We start from the raw sequence: 15,855 nt of genomic DNA, 5'->3' as shown, positions 1-15,855 counted from the left end.
TCATGATTAGCTTTCTCATTCCCGCATTGCTTCTATTAGTAATAGTGCTGGCATTGCTTCTCAAGCCATTTCTATTTAGCAAGGGGGAAGAAAATACATCGCGCCGTCAAATGAATGCTGCTATCTATCAAGAAGAGTTAGAGAAGCTGGCGACAGATCGAGCAGCCGGAAGAATTGATGCTCAAGAATATGAAATGAGTCATGCTGAGATGCGTCAGCGTCTTTTCCAGGATGCCGAAGTTGAGGATGATAAGGCAGTAATGGGTTCCACCAAAAAAGTCATTATTGGTCTTAGTGTATTTACTGTGCTTTTGTCAGTTGGTTTATATCTCGCATTAGGTGATGCGTATCGAGTAGCGCAAACAAATGATCAAAAGCCCATGACCCAAGCCGGTGTAGAGCAAATGGTCGCTGATTTTGCGCTCAAGATGGAGAAGGATCCAGATAATCTAAAAGGGTGGGCCATGTTGGCTCGCTCTTATCGTATTTTGGGACGCAATCAAGATGCTGCAAAAGCATACGCGCGCGCGGGTAATTTTATTAACGATGATCCTGAGCTCTTGGCTGAGTACGCAGATGTATTGGTAGGAGTTGCCAATGGAAGTTTTGCGGGTAAGCCAATGCAGCTTCTCCAGCAGTCTCTTAAATTAGACCCTAATAATTTGTTAGCACTCTGGTTGTCTGGCACTGCTGCGTATACCAACGGAAATTATTCTTTAGCAGCCCAAACTTGGGAGAAGCTCGCCAAACTGCTGCCTCCGGGATCGGATGAAGCGCGTGCGATTGCTGGCTCTATTGAGGAAGCGCGTTCGAAAGGTGGAGTTGCTGCTACCCCTGCGGCTGTTGGAAAAACCATCAGTGGTCAAATTGAGTTATCCGCTGAGCTTCAGTCCAAGATAAAGCCTGGAGATATGCTGATGGTCATCGCAAGACAGCCAGGCGAGCGTATGCCAGTAGCTGTTCTAAAAATGCCCGTAAGTCAATTTCCATTTAGTTTTGTATTGGATGACTCTTTAGCCATGAATCCGAATAAACGGATTTCTGAGCTATCTGAGGTCAATATTGAGGCTCGAATTTCGAAGACTGGCATGGCAAAGGCTGAGTCAGGTGATTTGATATCGGCGGTACAAACTGTAAAGCTGGGTTCAGCTAAAGTACGTATATTGGTTAATCAGGTTTATCCGTAATTACTTAATCCCACCCTATGACAACTTATAAAAGATATCTATACAACCCTTTTGCAATTGCGGTGGGTTTCTGTGTGGTGCTGGTTGCAATTTTTACGGTGTTATGGATTTTGGTGCCTCCGCCACCAAAGGTGATTGAGATGGCTACGGGCTTTCCAACGGGGCTTTATTACCAATTTGGCGAGCGCCTCAAAGAAGAGGTTGCTAAAGATGGTGTCGATCTTGAAGTAAAGGCAACGGGCGGAACGATTGATAACTTAGGTTTATTAAATGACCCAAACTCCGGTGTGAATTTCGCCATGGTGCAAGGCGGAGTTGCTGACGTAAGCAAATACCCCAATTTGGTTTCGATTGCCGGTATGTTTTATGAGCCTATCTGGGTTTGGTATCGCGAACCAGGATTTAAAAGTGAAGGTGGCCGCTTACAGGTATTAAGTCAGCTCAAAGGTAAGCGAGTGGCCATCGGTAATGAGGGGAGTGGAACGCTTGCCCTAAGCACGGCTTTGTTGAAAATTAGTGGCATTAAAGAAGATGAAATCCACGGTGAAAAATTAAAGCCAGACCAGGCATTAGCAAAACTCAGTAATGGTGAGTTAGATGCGGTATTTATCGTGGCAGCAGCTGAAGCCCCGATTTTGAAGAAATTTTATGAGTTTCCAGGTATTCGATTGATGAGCTTTGATCAAGCCGATGCCTATACACGTAATTTGCCTTATTTATCCAAGGTTAGTGTTCCTAGGGGCTTATTGAGTATTGAGCATGACGTTCCAAGGCAAGACATTCAGGTAATCGCGCCAACGGCAACTTTGGTGACTCAAGACAAAGTCAGCCCAGCAATGATTTCGCTCATGCTGAGTGCCTCTTACGATATTTTGAAATCCTATTCTCGTTTGCAAAAACCAGGGGAGTTTCCTTCTGGTGTTGGCATGGATTTTCCCTTGCACGTTGATGCAGAAATCTATTTAAAAGATGGCCCATCATTCTTACATCGCCATCTCCCATTCTGGACTGCGGTTTGGGTAGGACGCTTCGTCAAGATTGTGATCCCGCTATTGGTTATTTTGATTCCACTCTTTACCTATATTCCTTCAGCCAAAAACTTTTTGCTGAGATTAAAGCTGGCTCAGGTTTATGCAGAGTTACGAGAGCTTGAAAGAAATGCATTTAATCCTGATCTGAAGGAGAAAAACTTTCGGGATCTAGAAACGATTGAGAAGCGTGTCGGCAATATCAAGGTATCGATGATGGACTCTAAAGAGTTGTATGACTTGAAGGGTCACGTTGGTGATGTGCGTGCACGACTAAAGCACTTGTACCCCTGAGTTTCTAAAGGTAGTGCCTCAGGAGTTTGAGGCACTCGATGATTCATTAAATAATAAAAAAGCTGGAGACAAAGCAATGCATAAAATAATTTGTAAGTTAGCCACTCTTGCGGGCGGGGCGTTTCTTTCTCTGTCGTTAGCTGCGCAACCTTACCCGAATAAGCCGATTTCTTTAGTGGTTCCACAAGCGGCAGGTGGAACAAATGACATTGTGGCGCGTTTAATTGCGCCTGCATTTGGGGAAGCAATTGGTGGCTCAGTGGTGGTTGAGAACAGACCTGGTGCCGGGGGAAACATTGGTACGCAAAGTGTTGCCCGTTCTGCTAAAGATGGTTACACCTTGCTCCTGACGATTAATAGCGCACAAGCAATTAATCCCGCTTTGTACAAAAACCCAGGATTTGATCCTATTAATGATTTTGTTCCTCTGTATTACATCGGAGCTACACCATATGTTCTAGTCTCACCACCAGGTTCACCATACAAGACTTTGGCAGAGGTAATTGCTGCCGCTAAAAAGAAGCCAGGTGAGCTGTCCTATGCTTCCGCTGGCAATGGAACTATCAGTCATCTCTTAGGTGCAATGCTTAATACGAGCGCCGGTGTTGATATGCAGCATATTCCCTATAAGGGCGTGGCACCTGCGATTAATGATGTACTTGGCGGGCAAGTTCCCTTAGCATTTGCCAGTTTGCCATCCGCATTAAATTACATCAAAGCAGGTAAGCTGCAAGCGATTGCAATCAGTTCGGCAAAGCGTTCTAGTGCAGCGCCAGAGATTCCAACAATCGCAGAAACTTATCCAGATTGCGTTGGTGAAGTATGGGTTGCCCTATTCGCTCCAATCGGAACTTCAACAGATATCGTGAAAAAAATTCAGGCAGCTATGGATAAGCTAATGGCCAAGCCGGATGTAAGGGAAAAATTGATTGCTCAAGGTTTAGATCTGAATCCAGTACCACCAGCAAAGCTTCCCGGATTGCTCAAGGATGAATTAGCTAAGTGGGCAAAAATAGTGAAGGCGTCTGGTGCTCAGCTTGATTAAGCGCTCGCTTGTCCTACAATCAATCTATGACTGCCGCCATACTTTCGCCTAAGCTGACTTCAGCTAAAGAACTCTCTCAAGCTTTGAGTCGAGATGGTTTTGTGGTGGCATCTCCAGAAACTGTGGCAGAGGTGAGTGGTATGTCTTTAGAAGACTTGCAAAATCTTTCTCAGTATTGGGAAGGTTTGCCGCGTGACCCTTATTTAAAAGATGGGGGTCGCTATCGTTTTCGGCGTCATGCCAGCTTCGAGATTCAAAATCAAAACTTGAATTTGGTTCCCCATCGCGCGCATTGGCAATCGCTCGACTACAACGCTTTGCATGGCGGTATAGAGCGTTGGTTTGAGCCCGTGCTGCCTGTTGTCTTGAATGATCCTGCTTGGCAGGGTGTGTTACTTGGCCTATCCAATCTCCTGAATAGTTTAAAGCCAGTAAAGACATGGTTTGTTGAGGCTCATCAGTTCCGCATCGATACTGCTGATGGTATTGGACGCCCAACACCAGAGGGCGCGCATCGTGATGGAGTAGATTTTGTCGCAGTATTTTTATTGAATCGCGTGGGTATTAAAGGTGGTGAAACTCGAATCTTTGATGCAAAAGGTTCTGCCGGCTTGCGCTTCACCTTAACTCAGCCTTGGTCTCTACTGTTGATGAATGATGAGCGGATGATTCATGAATCTACCCCTATTCAGCCATTAGCTGACTATGGATATCGCGATACCTTGGTTCTCACATTTAGATCTAATGGTTTTCAAGACTCTCCTAACCGTAGCCAACAATAATTCCTAATTAATCGTGCCGGACATTTATCGTGTAGCTTGTGCCGCAGGGTTCTCAGGTGATCGCCTAGGAGTGGCGAAGCCTCTGATAGATGCATTGTTGAAGCATGGAGGGCCGGCATGCCTTATTTTTGAAAGCCTAGCCGAGAGAACTTTAGCGCTTGCCCAATTGGAGCGTCGCCAGAATAATCAATTGGGTTATGAGCCCTTGCTTCAAGAAATGATTGAACCCATTTTGTCTGATTGTGTGCAAGCGGGTATTCCAATTATTGGTAATTTTGGCGCTGCAAATCCATTTGCCGCCGCTGCCGTCATTGCGAGTTTGGCAAAAGAAAAGAATTTGCCGGAATTAAAGATCGCAGTTGTCATAGGTGATGACATCTCTGGATCTGACTATCAAAGAATTATTGAGGCTCATCTTGCGAAGTCAGATCAAGAACTGTTGGCACAAAGCCAGCTAGTCAGTGCGAATGTATATCTTGGTGCCAAAGAGATTGCGGATGCCTTAACTGCTGGCGCTCAAGTTGTGGTGACAGGTCGCGTTGCTGATCCAGCTCTAACTGTCGGCCCACTGATGGCTCACTTTAAAAAGAGCTGGGAAGATTGGGATTTCTTGGCTAGCGCCACAATGGCTGGGCATCTACTGGAGTGTGGGGCTCAGGTCACAGGCGGTTATTTTGCAGATCCGGGTTACAAAGACGTTCCCAACTTAAGCAATGTAGGTTTTCCAATTGTGGAGTTTGATTCGCAAGGTAATATTTGCGTTACTAAGCCTGAGAGTACGGGGGGTATTGTTAACCGTTTAACCGTCACTGAGCAATTGCTATACGAGTTACATGATCCTGCCGCTTATTTAACTCCTGATGTTGTTGCGGACATTACTCGCGCTACGATTTGTGATCTTGGAAATAACCGGGTTGAATTAACTGGTATCAAAGGACATCCCAAACCACATTCTCTCAAAGCAAATATTTGTATTGATGGTGGATGGCTCGCTGAGGCTGAGATTTCATATGCGGGTCATCACGCTCTTGAGCGCGCACAGTTGGCGGCACAAATTATTTGTGATCGAATTGGTGAAGACTTAGCTCTTAGGATTGATTTCATTGGATCATCTAGTGTTTTTATGAGTGATTCTGGAGAGGGACCTTTAATCAATCCCTCAAAATCCTTTGAAGATATACGTCTTCGTGTTGCTGCCGCCAATCAAGATCGACAGTTGGCAATGCGGGTGTGTCGCGAAGTGACTGCTTTGTACACCTGCGGCCCAGCTGGCGGTGGTGGCGTGAGAACCAGTCTTAAGCCTAGATTGAATACTCTGGTCGCCATGATTCCCCGGGCTGAAATAAGACCATCCTATGTCTTTTATGGGGAAGGGAAGTGAAAATGAAAAATCATTTAACGCCTCTGCATCACATTGCCCATGCGCGTACGGGGGATAAGGGCTCTCGCTCAAACATGAGTGTGATTGCGTATCGAAAAGAAGATTTCCCAATCTTGCAAAGAGAGTTGACAGAAGAAAAAGTTAAGGATCATTTTGGATTCCGTCATCCAAGCGCAGTAAAGCGTTATGACTTACCGAATTTGCAGGCACTCAATTTTGTTATTGACGACTTATTGGATGGTGGCGTCAATCTTTCTTTGAATTTGGATTCTCATGGCAAGAGCCTTTCTTATTGGCTCTTATCCATGGAAATTGATACAAAGTAAGTTTCTTATTCCGCTTCCATTCCTGCCGCTTTAATAGCCTTTGCCCATTTCGCAGTTTCGAGCTTAATCTTCTGGCCAAGCGCTTCAGGGCTGCCTGGTTGTGTTTCAAAACCCATAGAAGCAAATCGCTCAGTTAACTCTTTTGATTTCGCTGCATCGTTAATGGCTTTGTTAAGTTTCAGTACAGCAACTTTTGGCATGCCTGCAGGTCCAAATGCGGCAAAGAATGCAATCAATTCGTAGTTTTTGATGCCTAGCGCCTCATTGACGGTGGGTAACTCAGGAATCGCAGGGGAGCGTTTCAGTGAGGTCACTGCTAGACCTCGAATTTTCCCTGCTTGAACTTGTGGCAATGTCACTGCAAAGTCCGCCGTAAACATATTGACTTGACCGCCGATAAGATCGGTCATTGCATTTGGACCGCTCTTATAAGAGACGCCAGTCATTTTGATATCAGCAGCACTAGCTAACATTTCTGAGGATACGCGCTGAGATGTGCTGGCATAAGCAAATGTCATTTTTCCTGGATCGGCTTTTGCAAGGGATACAAAACCATTTAGCGATTTAGCTGGCACATCATTATTGATCGCAACAATTAATGGTACCGATCCAAAGTAACCAATTGGCGTAAATGCCGTATCTTGGTTGTAAGGTAAGTTCTTGACTAAACTTTTTAACGCGGCATTAGTGCTATTGGTTCCAAATAGTAGGGTGTAGCCATCAGCAGGTGATTTAGCGACTACATCGGCGCCGATCATGCCATTGGCTCCGGGGCGATTTTCAACGACTACTGGTTGACCAAGGGACTCGGCCATCTTGGCTGCAAATGCTCGGCCAATTTGATCAGTGGCACTACCAGGCGCAAAGGGAACAATCGCTTTGATAGGTTTTGATGGGTAGTTATCCGCATATGCGAGTTGACTGCCGAGTGCAAGCGTCAAGCTAGCTAGGCACCCAAGGAAAAATGTATGCTTCATATCGTCTCCATTCTATTTTTCATTAGTGTAGCGGGTCTCGATCATCTGGGCGAGTAGAATGAGCTGACGATTTCACCGGTGCTCTATGCGTTTTCGATCAGTTGGCTACACTCCCTTTATGCTTATGGCGCAAACCTGCGCCTTATTGGGTTTCGCGTGCTATGCCGTTGTTCTGGCTCCGCTGCAGGAAGAATGGCATCTTTCTAATCTCCAGTCTGGCTTGATTGCCAGTGCCTTTTTCTTTGGCTATATGTTAGCCGTGCCTCTGGCGACAGCACTTACTGACCGCGTTGATGCTAGAAAAGTATATTTAGTAGGCGGAATTTCAGCGACCTCCGGCTTATTGGGAATGGCCCTATTGGCCAATAATTTTTGGACAGCTCTTTTGTTTATGTCTATTAATGGCGCTGGTCTTGCTGGCACCTATATGCCAGGGTTAAAAATATTGTCTGATCGTATTCAGTCTGGTGAGCTAACTAGACATATTGCTTTTTACACGGCGTTCTTTGGTATTGGTACTGGCTTTTCTTATTTATGTTCTGGCTGGATCCTAAACGCCTTGGGTTGGCATTATGTATTTGGGATTATTGCGTTGGGACCTTTCGCGGCATTTTTAATTGTGCTCTTCTGTATTCCGCCATTGGCTCATGAAAAATGGAAGGGACCGATTCGAATTCGCTTGCATGACATATTCCCGGTGAATAAATGGAAACTGGTGTTGATGGATAAAAAAGCATCAGGATTTATTTTTGGGTATACCGCGCATTCCCTTGAGTTGTTTGCCTCTAGAAGTTGGATTGTGGCGTTCTTTGCATTTTGTGCTGCCGCTTCCGGAGAGAGCTTTTTTTTAACCGCCACTACATTGGCTGGTGTAATTAATTTCTTTGGGGTTCCTTCATCAATTCTGGGTAATGAAATCGCCTTGCGAGTTGGGCGACAAAAGTGGGTTTGTATTGTGATGTTGACCAGTGCGGTCATGGGAATTGCTCTAGCTTCCTCTACTGGCCACTCATGGTGGTTGATTGTTGCCTTGGCAATAGGCCATGCGATTTTCATCATGGCCGACTCTTCAACATTAACTGCGGGTTTAGTGATCAGCGCTCAAGAAAATATTAAGGGTGCTGCCATGGGTCTGCATTCATTAATGGGATTTGGCGGTGGATTAATGGGCCCCGCTATTTTTGGTTTTGTATTAGATATTGCAGGGTCGCGTGCATCTTCTGCAGCATGGATATGGGCTTATGCAGCTGTCGTAATTTGGGGAGTTATGTTTGTAATTTATGAGCGTCGCAATGGTTGGGTTGATAAAACCATTGGGTGAGTAACGAAACATGAGTAGCAGCCCTTCATTTACTTGTTACCACTGCTCAAGCAGTATTTTGCCTAGTGAGCTGATAGAGGCTGAGTTAGCGGGTATACAGCGTCAATTTTGTTGTGCGGGTTGCATGGCGATTGCTCAAACGATTCATGGCGAAGGTCTCGAGGTGTTTTATGCGCGACGAGCCCAGTCTAGCGAAAAGCCCGCAGTCTATTTTGCTAGTAATGAGATCCCTGAAAATCTCAAGCCCTATGATGATCCATCATTGGGCGCGCGCTTTACTCGATCTTATGGCGATACGGGCGATTTAGAAACAACTTTGCGCCTAGAGAAGATTCGCTGTGCTGCATGTGTATGGTTGTGTGAGCAACATCTTAGAAAAATCTTTGGTGTAAAAGAAGTACAGATCAACTATGTAACGCAGAAAGCCATTGTGCGTTATATGCCAGACAAAACTAGTCTTGCTCGTTTACTATTTGAGATTGAGCGCATTGGTTATGAAGCTTGGCCATTCGAGCCCTCTCTCTCGGCTGAAAGATCCAAAAAGGAGCGGCGCCAATTATTAACTCGGCTTGGTGTGGCGATGTTAGGCATGATGCAAGTCATGATGTATGCATGGCCAAGCTATGTAGGTGCTGATATCACTCCAGAATTTGAAGTGTTATTAGGCTGGACAAGCTGGGCCTTAACAGTGCCCGTGATGGTGTACTCGGCTGGCCCTATTTTTCAAGCTGCATGGCGTAGTGTGCGAACATTTAAACAAACCCATATGTTGGGTATGGATGTGCCAATTGCCTTAGCACTATTCCTGGCGTTTACTGCTGGCACGATTAATCTTATAAAAGGATCTGGTCAGAGTTATTTTGATTCGATCACAATGTTTGTCGCATTTATTTTGGCTGCCCGTTATGTCGAGCTATTAGCAAGACAGGATGCACAAGGTGGCGCGGAAGCATTAGCAAAACAACTTCCAGCAACATGTGAACGGCTGAGTAATTACCCACAATCAAAAGTAGTTACTGTTGTTCCTGTAGTCAATTGCAGCGCTTGTGATTACTTACGCGTTTCACCAGGAGAAGTGCTTCCTGCTGATGGTGTCTTGGTTGAGGGCGCCAGTTCTTTGGATGAATCCTTACTAACTGGTGAGTCAAAGCCTGTCGAGAAGGAAATCGGTGACCATGTTTATGCCGGAACTCACAATATTCTCAATCCATTGATTATGCGCGTTGATGCGATAGGCCAATCCACCCGTATTGCGGGCATTGCATCTTTGTTAGATCAAGCTCTGCTTGCTAAACCAGTGATGGTTAGCCTGGCTGAAAAATGGGCTGCGTATTTTGTTGGATTTCTTTTGCTCAGCGCATTTGTTTCTGCGACGATTTGGTTGTACTTTGATCCCACTCAAGCATGGACAGTATTAGTATCTGTTTTAGTGGCAAGTTGCCCGTGCGCTCTTTCGCTGGCTGTGCCAACAGCACTCGCTGCAGCGCAAGGTACTGTTACAAAATTAGGCTTATTGATTGTGCGTGGTCATGTGCTCGAAGGTTTATCAAAAGCAACTGATTTAGTTTTAGATAAAACTGGCACCTTAACCATGGGTCAGCCTGAGCTAAAAGAGATTGTGATTGTGCGATCTGGCTTCTCTAGGCAAGATGCTTTAGCGATTGTAGCTGCACTAGAGGCTGGTCAAAAACATCCCTTAGCTTTATCTCTATTGCGCGCTATTGAGCTAGAAAACCTTACGCCCGTTACGTTATCTGAGCCAGTCAATAACTTACTTGGTAAAGGTCTCAGTAGTGGTTCTTATCGTCTTGGAAGCGCCAATTGGCTTGGTTTGCAGCATGATGCAATGAGTTCATCTGATGGGCAATATGGTCAGGTGTATTTAGCGGATGAGCAAGGCTTAATCGCAAGCTTTGTTTTCTTGGATACACCTAGACCTGGTTTAGAAAAATTATTGCAGGCAGTTAGGGGAAAACATATTCGAGTCCACTTGGTGTCGGGTGACAATGCGCACACCGTTGCTTGGTGGGCGCAACAAGTAGGGATCGAAGATTATCGCGGTACCTGTACGCCCGAAGATAAATTTGATTACATTGAGCAATTGCAAAAAGAGGGGCGCTTTGTTTGGGCAATTGGAGATGGTGTAAATGATGCGCCATTACTAGCGCGTGCCGATGTTTCTGTTGCAGTGGGTGCAGGTGCACCACTTGCTGCTGCTGGTGCGGATGCAATACTGACTGCAAATTCTTTAGAGCCTTTAGCAAAAGCTTTGATATTGGCTGATAAGACTCAAGCAATCATTAAGCAAAATTTGTTGTGGGCATTGGTATATAACGTGTTAGCGATACCAACTGCGATGTTAGGGTTGGTCAATCCATGGATAGCGGGAATAGGCATGTCCCTATCTTCTTTGGCAGTCACATTAAATGCTTGGCGTTTAAGAAAGGCATAGACTGTCGGGATGGAAAGTCTTTTTATCTTGATCCCTCTATCCCTGCTTTTGGTGGCTTTATTAGCCTGGATCTTGCACTGGTCAGTGAAAAGTGGGCAGTTCGATGATTTGAGTGGTCCTGGCGAGTCTATTTTGATGGATGATGACGTTCCAAAACCACAAAAAGTTAGCGAACACTCTCAAAAATAACCATATAAAACAATATGTTATATGCTTCATGGCCTGCTATCCATGGCGGGTTCTGATTTTGCCCCACCCTTTTTGATATAGATCAAAACCCACCTAAAACCTTAATTTGATAATCAATCCAGTCTATTTGGATTGTGTCGCTGTTTGGTCAGAAAAAGGAGAAACCATGGGATCTGCCGTGGGGAGTAATCAAGATACCTTCAATTACAAGGTAATCAGCCAATTTGCCATCGTTACCGTTTTGTGGGGAATTGTTGGCATGCTCGTCGGGGTTATCCTCGCTGCGCAATTAATTTGGCCTGAAATTACATTTAATATTCCTTGGTTAAGTTATGGTCGCTTGCGTCCACTGCATACCAACGCCGTGATTTTTGCATTTGGCGGATCTGCACTATTTGCGACTTCGTATTACATCGTGCAAAGAACATGCCAGGTACGTTTGTTCTGTGACAAGTTAGCTGCCTTTACCTTCTGGGGTTGGCAAGCAGTCATTGTTTCTGCAGCGATCACATTGCCATTGGGTATTACTACTTCTAAAGAGTATGCTGAATTAGAGTGGCCAATTGATATCTTAATTACCGTTGTTTGGGTTGCATATGCGATTGTGTTCTTCGGTACAGTGATCAAGCGCAAAACCAAACATATCTATGTTTCTAACTGGTTCTTCGGCGCGTATATCTTGACGATTGCAGTTCTGCATATTGTTAATAACATTGAAATGCCAGCCAGCTTGTTCAAGTCTTATTCTGCTTATGCTGGTACGCAAGATGCAATGATCCAGTGGTGGTATGGACATAATGCTGTGGGCTTCTTCTTAACGACCAGCTTCTTGGGCATGATGTATTACTTCATTCCAAAGCAAGCAGAGCGTCCAATTTACTCCTATCGTTTGTCCATCGTTCACTTCTGGGCATTGAACTTTACATATATGTGGGCAGGTCCTCACCACTTGCAACACACTTCCTTGCCTGATTGGACTCAATCCTTAGGCATGGTGTTCTCATTGATCTTATTGGCACCCTCATGGGGTGGCATGATCAACGGCATCATGACTTTATCTGGCGCATGGCATAAGTTACGTCGCGACCCAATCTTGAAGTTCTTGGTTGTGGCGCTGTCCTTCTACGGCATGTCTACCTTCGAAGGTTCCATGATGTCAATCAAGACGGTGAACAGCTTATCTCACTACACAGATTGGACCATCGGTCACGTGCACTCTGGTGCATTAGGCTGGGTTGCAATGATCACAATCGGTTCTTTGTACTATCTCATCCCACGTTTAGTTGGTCAAAAAGATATGTACAGCACGAAATTAATTGAGTTGCATTTCTGGGTAGCCACGATCGGTGTAGTTATCTATATCGCTGCTATGTGGATTGCTGGTGTGATGCAAGGCTTGATGTGGAGAGCCTTTGAACCAGATGGCACATTGACTTATAGCTTTGTGGAATCTGTAAAAGCGACTTATCCCTTCTATGTGATTCGTTTGTTGGGTGGTCTCTGCTACTTAGGTGGCATGTTGATCATGGCTTACAACGTGTACAAGACAGTGATTAACAAAAAATTTATTGATGCTGAGATTCCACAAGCATCTGTTGCCGCTCACTAAGGAAAAGAACATGTCAGAACAACGTCGATTTTTCTCCCACGAAACGCTTGAGCGTAATGCTGGCTGGTTGATTATTGCTACCATCGCAGCAATTTCGATTGCGGGCTTGGTGCAGATCGTTCCACTATTCTTCCAGCACTCCACTACAGAGCCAAGCCCTGGAGTAGTGCCTTACTCTGCATTACGTTTAGCGGGTCGTGATATTTATCAGCGAGAAGGTTGCCTGGGTTGCCATTCGCAACAGATTCGTACATTGCGATCTGAAGTAGAGCGCTATGGCCCTTATTCACTAGCCGGTGAATCTGTTTTTGATCATCCCTTCCTTTGGGGTAGTAAGCGTACTGGCCCAGACTTGGCACGTGTTGGTGGCCGTTATTCTGACGCTTGGCATCAGATTCACTTAAACAATCCACGTGATGTTGTGCCCGAGTCAAATATGCCTGCTTATCCGTATTTGGCGAAGAACGCCGCAGATGCCAGCACTATTCAGTCACATATGACTGCAATGCGTCGATTGGGTGTGCCATATACCGATGAAGATATTGCAAATGCGCCAAAAGAATTAGAGGGGAAAACTGAGCTTGATGCTTTGGTTGCCTATCTACAAGGACTTGGCATTAATCGTAGATACATCATTGTTGACGAGGTGGTAGCTAAGTAATTCTTAGCTATTGGGAAACTATGCAAAATATCGCACCCTACCTCTCGGCAATATCTACAGTGCTTGGCTTAGTAGTTTTTTTAGGAATCGTTTGGTGGGCTTGGTCTGCAAAAAGACAGCCCGCCAATCAAGAATCCGCAGAACTCCCGTTCGATCTACCCGATGAATTCAGTAAGGATAAATCATGAGTGACTTTCTTGGTGCCGGTTGGAGTACCTATATCGCCTTAGTAACTTTGGTCGGTATTGTATGGTGCATTTGGTTATTATTTTCTCAACGCAAGACTAAGGTAACGCTAAAGCCAGATGGCCAAGTGGATGACACTGGTCACGTTTGGGATGGCGACTTGCGCGAGTTGAATAATCCATTGCCACGTTGGTGGATGTGGATGTTCTTAATCTCATGCATATTTGCTTTGGTTTATCTAGTGCTATACCCAGGTCTCGGCTCCTATCCAGGTGTATTGGGGTATAGCACCGATGGCGCCTTGATGAAGTCGATGACGAATGCAAACGATGAGCTCAAGCCGGTCTATGCAAAATACGTGAAGATGGATATAGAGCAAATTGCTGCCGATCCACAAGCCCGTGAAATGGGCCAGCGTTTATTTCTAAATTCATGTGCGCAATGCCATGGCTCAGATGCTGGTGGCTCTAAAGGCTTCCCGAATTTGACCGATGGTGATTGGTTATATGGTGGCTCACCTGAGAACATCAAAACAACCATTACCAATGGTCGTGGTGGTGTAATGCCTCCATTCCCGCAATTGGATAGCAAGCAAATTGTGGATGTAGCAAATTATGTTCGTAGCTTATCCGGCTTGCCTGCTGATGATCTCAAAGTAGCGCGTGGCGCAGAAGTATTTAAAGCGAACTGCGCGGCTTGTCATGGCCCAGATGGTAAGGGCAATATCGCGTTAGGCGCACCCAATCTAACTGATAAAACTTGGTTGTATGGTGGCTCTGAGGCAACCATTATTGAGACAGTTACTAAGGGTCGTATGGCAATGATGCCTGCTCAAGATAAAGTGTTAAGTCCTGAGAAGATTCAGTTGCTAACAGCTTATGTCTGGGGTTTATCAAACAATAAGCAAGCTCCAGCAAGTAAGTAAATAGGGTAAGTGAAGTAACGGTGTCAGAGAATTCGCCGGGTGGAAAACCCGTTCCAATAGAGGTAATAGAGGAATCTCTTTACGAGGTCCGGCGAAAGATTTACCCGCGTTCTGTCTCGGGCTTGTTTGCCCGCTGGCGTTTCATCTTAGTATTTGCCACACAACTTCTCTTTTATGGTCTGCCTTGGCTCAGTTGGAATGGTCGTCAAGCGGTTCTATTTGATTTAATTCAGCGTAAGTTTTACATCTTCGGTTTGGTTTTATGGCCACAGGATGTGATCTATCTCACATTACTTTTAATCCTTTCTGCTTTAGCCTTATTTCTGTTTACTGCGGTTGCAGGTCGTCTATTTTGCGGATACGCATGCCCGCAGACGGTTTACACAGAGATTTTTATGTGGATCGAGCGCAAGGTAGAAGGTGATCGTTTTGCGCGAATACGTCTAGACGGGGAAGAGTGGCCATGGAGCTTCAGAAAATGGCGCTTGAAGGTAGCGAAGCATTTCCTTTGGTTGGTGATTGCTTTCTGGACCGGCTTTACCTTTATCGGCTACTTTACGCCGATTGAAACCCTGGGCACTGCCATTTTGCATTTGTCCTTAGGCCCATGGCAGACATTCTGGTTGTGTTTCTACAGCTTCGCTACTTGGGGTAATGCAGGCTTTATGCGTGAGCAGGTTTGCAAATATATGTGCCCATACGCACGCTTCCAAAGTGTGATGGTCGATAAAGATACCTTTTTGGTGACCTATGACAAAGTTCGTGGTGAACCACGTGGTAGTAGAAGTAAGTCTGCGGATCATGGCGCTTTAGGTTTAGGCGATTGCGTTGATTGCAGTATTTGCGTGCAGGTGTGTCCAACGGGTATTGATATTCGAGATGGCTTGCAATACATGTGTATTGGTTGTGGCGCCTGTATTGATGCATGCGATCAAGTGATGGAGAAGGTAAATTATCCTAAAGGTTTGATTCGGTACACCACCGAGAGAGCGATGTTGGATAAAGAGACTAATCAAAGCGCTATCAGACATATATTCCGTCCACGCGTGATTTTCTATACAGCATTTATTACGCTACTGGCTTCCGCATTCTTATTTTCTTTAGCCACTAGAAATCCGCTACGTGTCGATGTGATGCGTGACCGTGGGGCATTAGCACGTGAAGTGGAGGGTGTTCGCATTGAAAACATTTATCGTATTCAGATCATGAATGCCTCAGAGAACCCAATGAAAGTTCAGATTAAGGCGACTGGTCTGAATGATTTAAGGATTCTGAATTCTCAAGGCCAAGAGGTTAACGAAATCAATGTCGGTCCCGCAAGCAATCAGTTGATGCCAATTAAAGTCAGTACCAATATTGGCCAAAACGATTCTGGAAATTACCCAATTCATTTTGATGTCACGGCGCAAGAGCAAGCTGGCAATGAATTTATTACAAGAACACGTAATGAAAAATCCAGCTTTATCATTCCTCGTTAAGCTAGCAAGCAAAA

The 15,855-nt window shown here is 45.2% G+C and carries 15 protein-coding genes; 14 read left to right on the top strand and 1 reads right to left on the bottom strand.

Annotated features, from left to right (window positions below; translation table 11 throughout):
- Positions 1-2 precede the first annotated feature (2 nt).
- The 6 genes from ccmI to NHB35_RS08190 all read left to right on the top strand — a co-directional run bounded on the left by ccmI (position 3) and on the right by NHB35_RS08190 (position 6,043).
- Positions 3-1,187: a c-type cytochrome biogenesis protein CcmI gene (gene ccmI / locus NHB35_RS08215; RefSeq protein WP_353431882.1), complete on the top strand. Its 1,185-nt coding sequence runs from the start codon at positions 3-5 to the stop codon at positions 1,185-1,187.
- Positions 1,188-1,204: 17 nt separating this feature from the next.
- Positions 1,205-2,509, top strand: a complete 1,305-nt coding sequence (locus tag NHB35_RS08210; protein WP_353431881.1) for a TAXI family TRAP transporter solute-binding subunit — start codon at positions 1,205-1,207, stop codon at positions 2,507-2,509.
- 76 nt (positions 2,510-2,585) lie between these two features.
- On the top strand, positions 2,586-3,554 hold the full coding sequence (locus tag NHB35_RS08205) for a tripartite tricarboxylate transporter substrate binding protein (protein WP_353431880.1): 969 nt from the start codon (positions 2,586-2,588) through the stop codon (positions 3,552-3,554).
- A 26-nt stretch (positions 3,555-3,580) separates the two neighbouring features.
- Entirely contained in the window at positions 3,581-4,336 is a 756-nt protein-coding gene (locus tag NHB35_RS08200; RefSeq protein ID WP_353431879.1) for a 2OG-Fe dioxygenase family protein, read from the top strand.
- A 10-nt stretch (positions 4,337-4,346) separates the two neighbouring features.
- A complete protein-coding gene (locus NHB35_RS08195) occupies positions 4,347-5,717 on the top strand; it encodes an acyclic terpene utilization AtuA family protein (RefSeq protein ID WP_353433431.1) in 1,371 nt (456 codons plus the stop codon).
- Positions 5,718-5,719: 2 nt separating this feature from the next.
- Positions 5,720-6,043: a hypothetical protein gene (locus tag NHB35_RS08190; RefSeq protein WP_353431878.1), complete on the top strand. Its 324-nt coding sequence runs from the start codon at positions 5,720-5,722 to the stop codon at positions 6,041-6,043.
- A gap of 5 nt (positions 6,044-6,048) precedes the next feature.
- Here NHB35_RS08190 and NHB35_RS08185 read toward each other — a convergent pair whose 3' ends face one another.
- Positions 6,049-7,020, bottom strand: coding sequence for a tripartite tricarboxylate transporter substrate binding protein (locus tag NHB35_RS08185; protein ID WP_353431877.1), 972 nt, complete (start codon positions 7,018-7,020; stop codon positions 6,049-6,051).
- A gap of 118 nt (positions 7,021-7,138) precedes the next feature.
- Here NHB35_RS08185 and NHB35_RS08180 point away from each other — a divergent pair, with 118 nt between their 5' ends.
- The 8 genes from NHB35_RS08180 (at position 7,139) to ccoG (ending at position 15,841) form a co-directional block, all read left to right on the top strand.
- Complete coding sequence (locus NHB35_RS08180; protein ID WP_353431876.1) at positions 7,139-8,341, top strand: MFS transporter; 1,203 nt, start codon at positions 7,139-7,141, stop codon at positions 8,339-8,341.
- 10 nt (positions 8,342-8,351) lie between these two features.
- On the top strand, positions 8,352-10,793 hold the full coding sequence (locus NHB35_RS08175; RefSeq protein ID WP_353431875.1) for a heavy metal translocating P-type ATPase: 2,442 nt from the start codon (positions 8,352-8,354) through the stop codon (positions 10,791-10,793).
- Positions 10,794-10,802: 9 nt separating this feature from the next.
- A complete protein-coding gene (ccoS, locus tag NHB35_RS08170) occupies positions 10,803-10,982 on the top strand; it encodes a cbb3-type cytochrome oxidase assembly protein CcoS (RefSeq protein ID WP_353431874.1) in 180 nt (59 codons plus the stop codon).
- Positions 10,983-11,148: 166 nt separating this feature from the next.
- Positions 11,149-12,591 carry a cytochrome-c oxidase, cbb3-type subunit I gene (ccoN, locus tag NHB35_RS08165; protein ID WP_353431873.1) on the top strand — a complete coding sequence of 481 codons (1,443 nt, stop codon included), beginning with the start codon at positions 11,149-11,151 and terminating at the stop codon, positions 12,589-12,591.
- A 10-nt stretch (positions 12,592-12,601) separates the two neighbouring features.
- A complete protein-coding gene (ccoO, locus tag NHB35_RS08160) occupies positions 12,602-13,252 on the top strand; it encodes a cytochrome-c oxidase, cbb3-type subunit II (protein WP_215315842.1) in 651 nt (216 codons plus the stop codon).
- Between the two features lie 29 nt (positions 13,253-13,281).
- Positions 13,282-13,440 carry a CcoQ/FixQ family Cbb3-type cytochrome c oxidase assembly chaperone gene (locus NHB35_RS08155; protein ID WP_201721764.1) on the top strand — a complete coding sequence of 53 codons (159 nt, stop codon included), beginning with the start codon at positions 13,282-13,284 and terminating at the stop codon, positions 13,438-13,440.
- On the top strand, positions 13,437-14,363 hold the full coding sequence (gene ccoP / locus NHB35_RS08150; protein ID WP_353431872.1) for a cytochrome-c oxidase, cbb3-type subunit III: 927 nt from the start codon (positions 13,437-13,439) through the stop codon (positions 14,361-14,363). Before NHB35_RS08155 ends, ccoP begins: the two co-directional genes overlap by 4 nt.
- 20 nt (positions 14,364-14,383) lie before the next feature.
- Entirely contained in the window at positions 14,384-15,841 is a 1,458-nt protein-coding gene (gene ccoG / locus NHB35_RS08145; protein WP_353431871.1) for a cytochrome c oxidase accessory protein CcoG, read from the top strand.
- Positions 15,842-15,855: the final 14 nt, after the last annotated feature.

The organism is Polynucleobacter sp. MWH-UH23A (assembly GCF_040409805.1).
Classification (GTDB): domain Bacteria; phylum Pseudomonadota; class Gammaproteobacteria; order Burkholderiales; family Burkholderiaceae; genus Polynucleobacter.
Note: the sequence above shows the minus strand (reverse complement) of the source record. Positions and strands in the feature narration are given on the sequence as shown.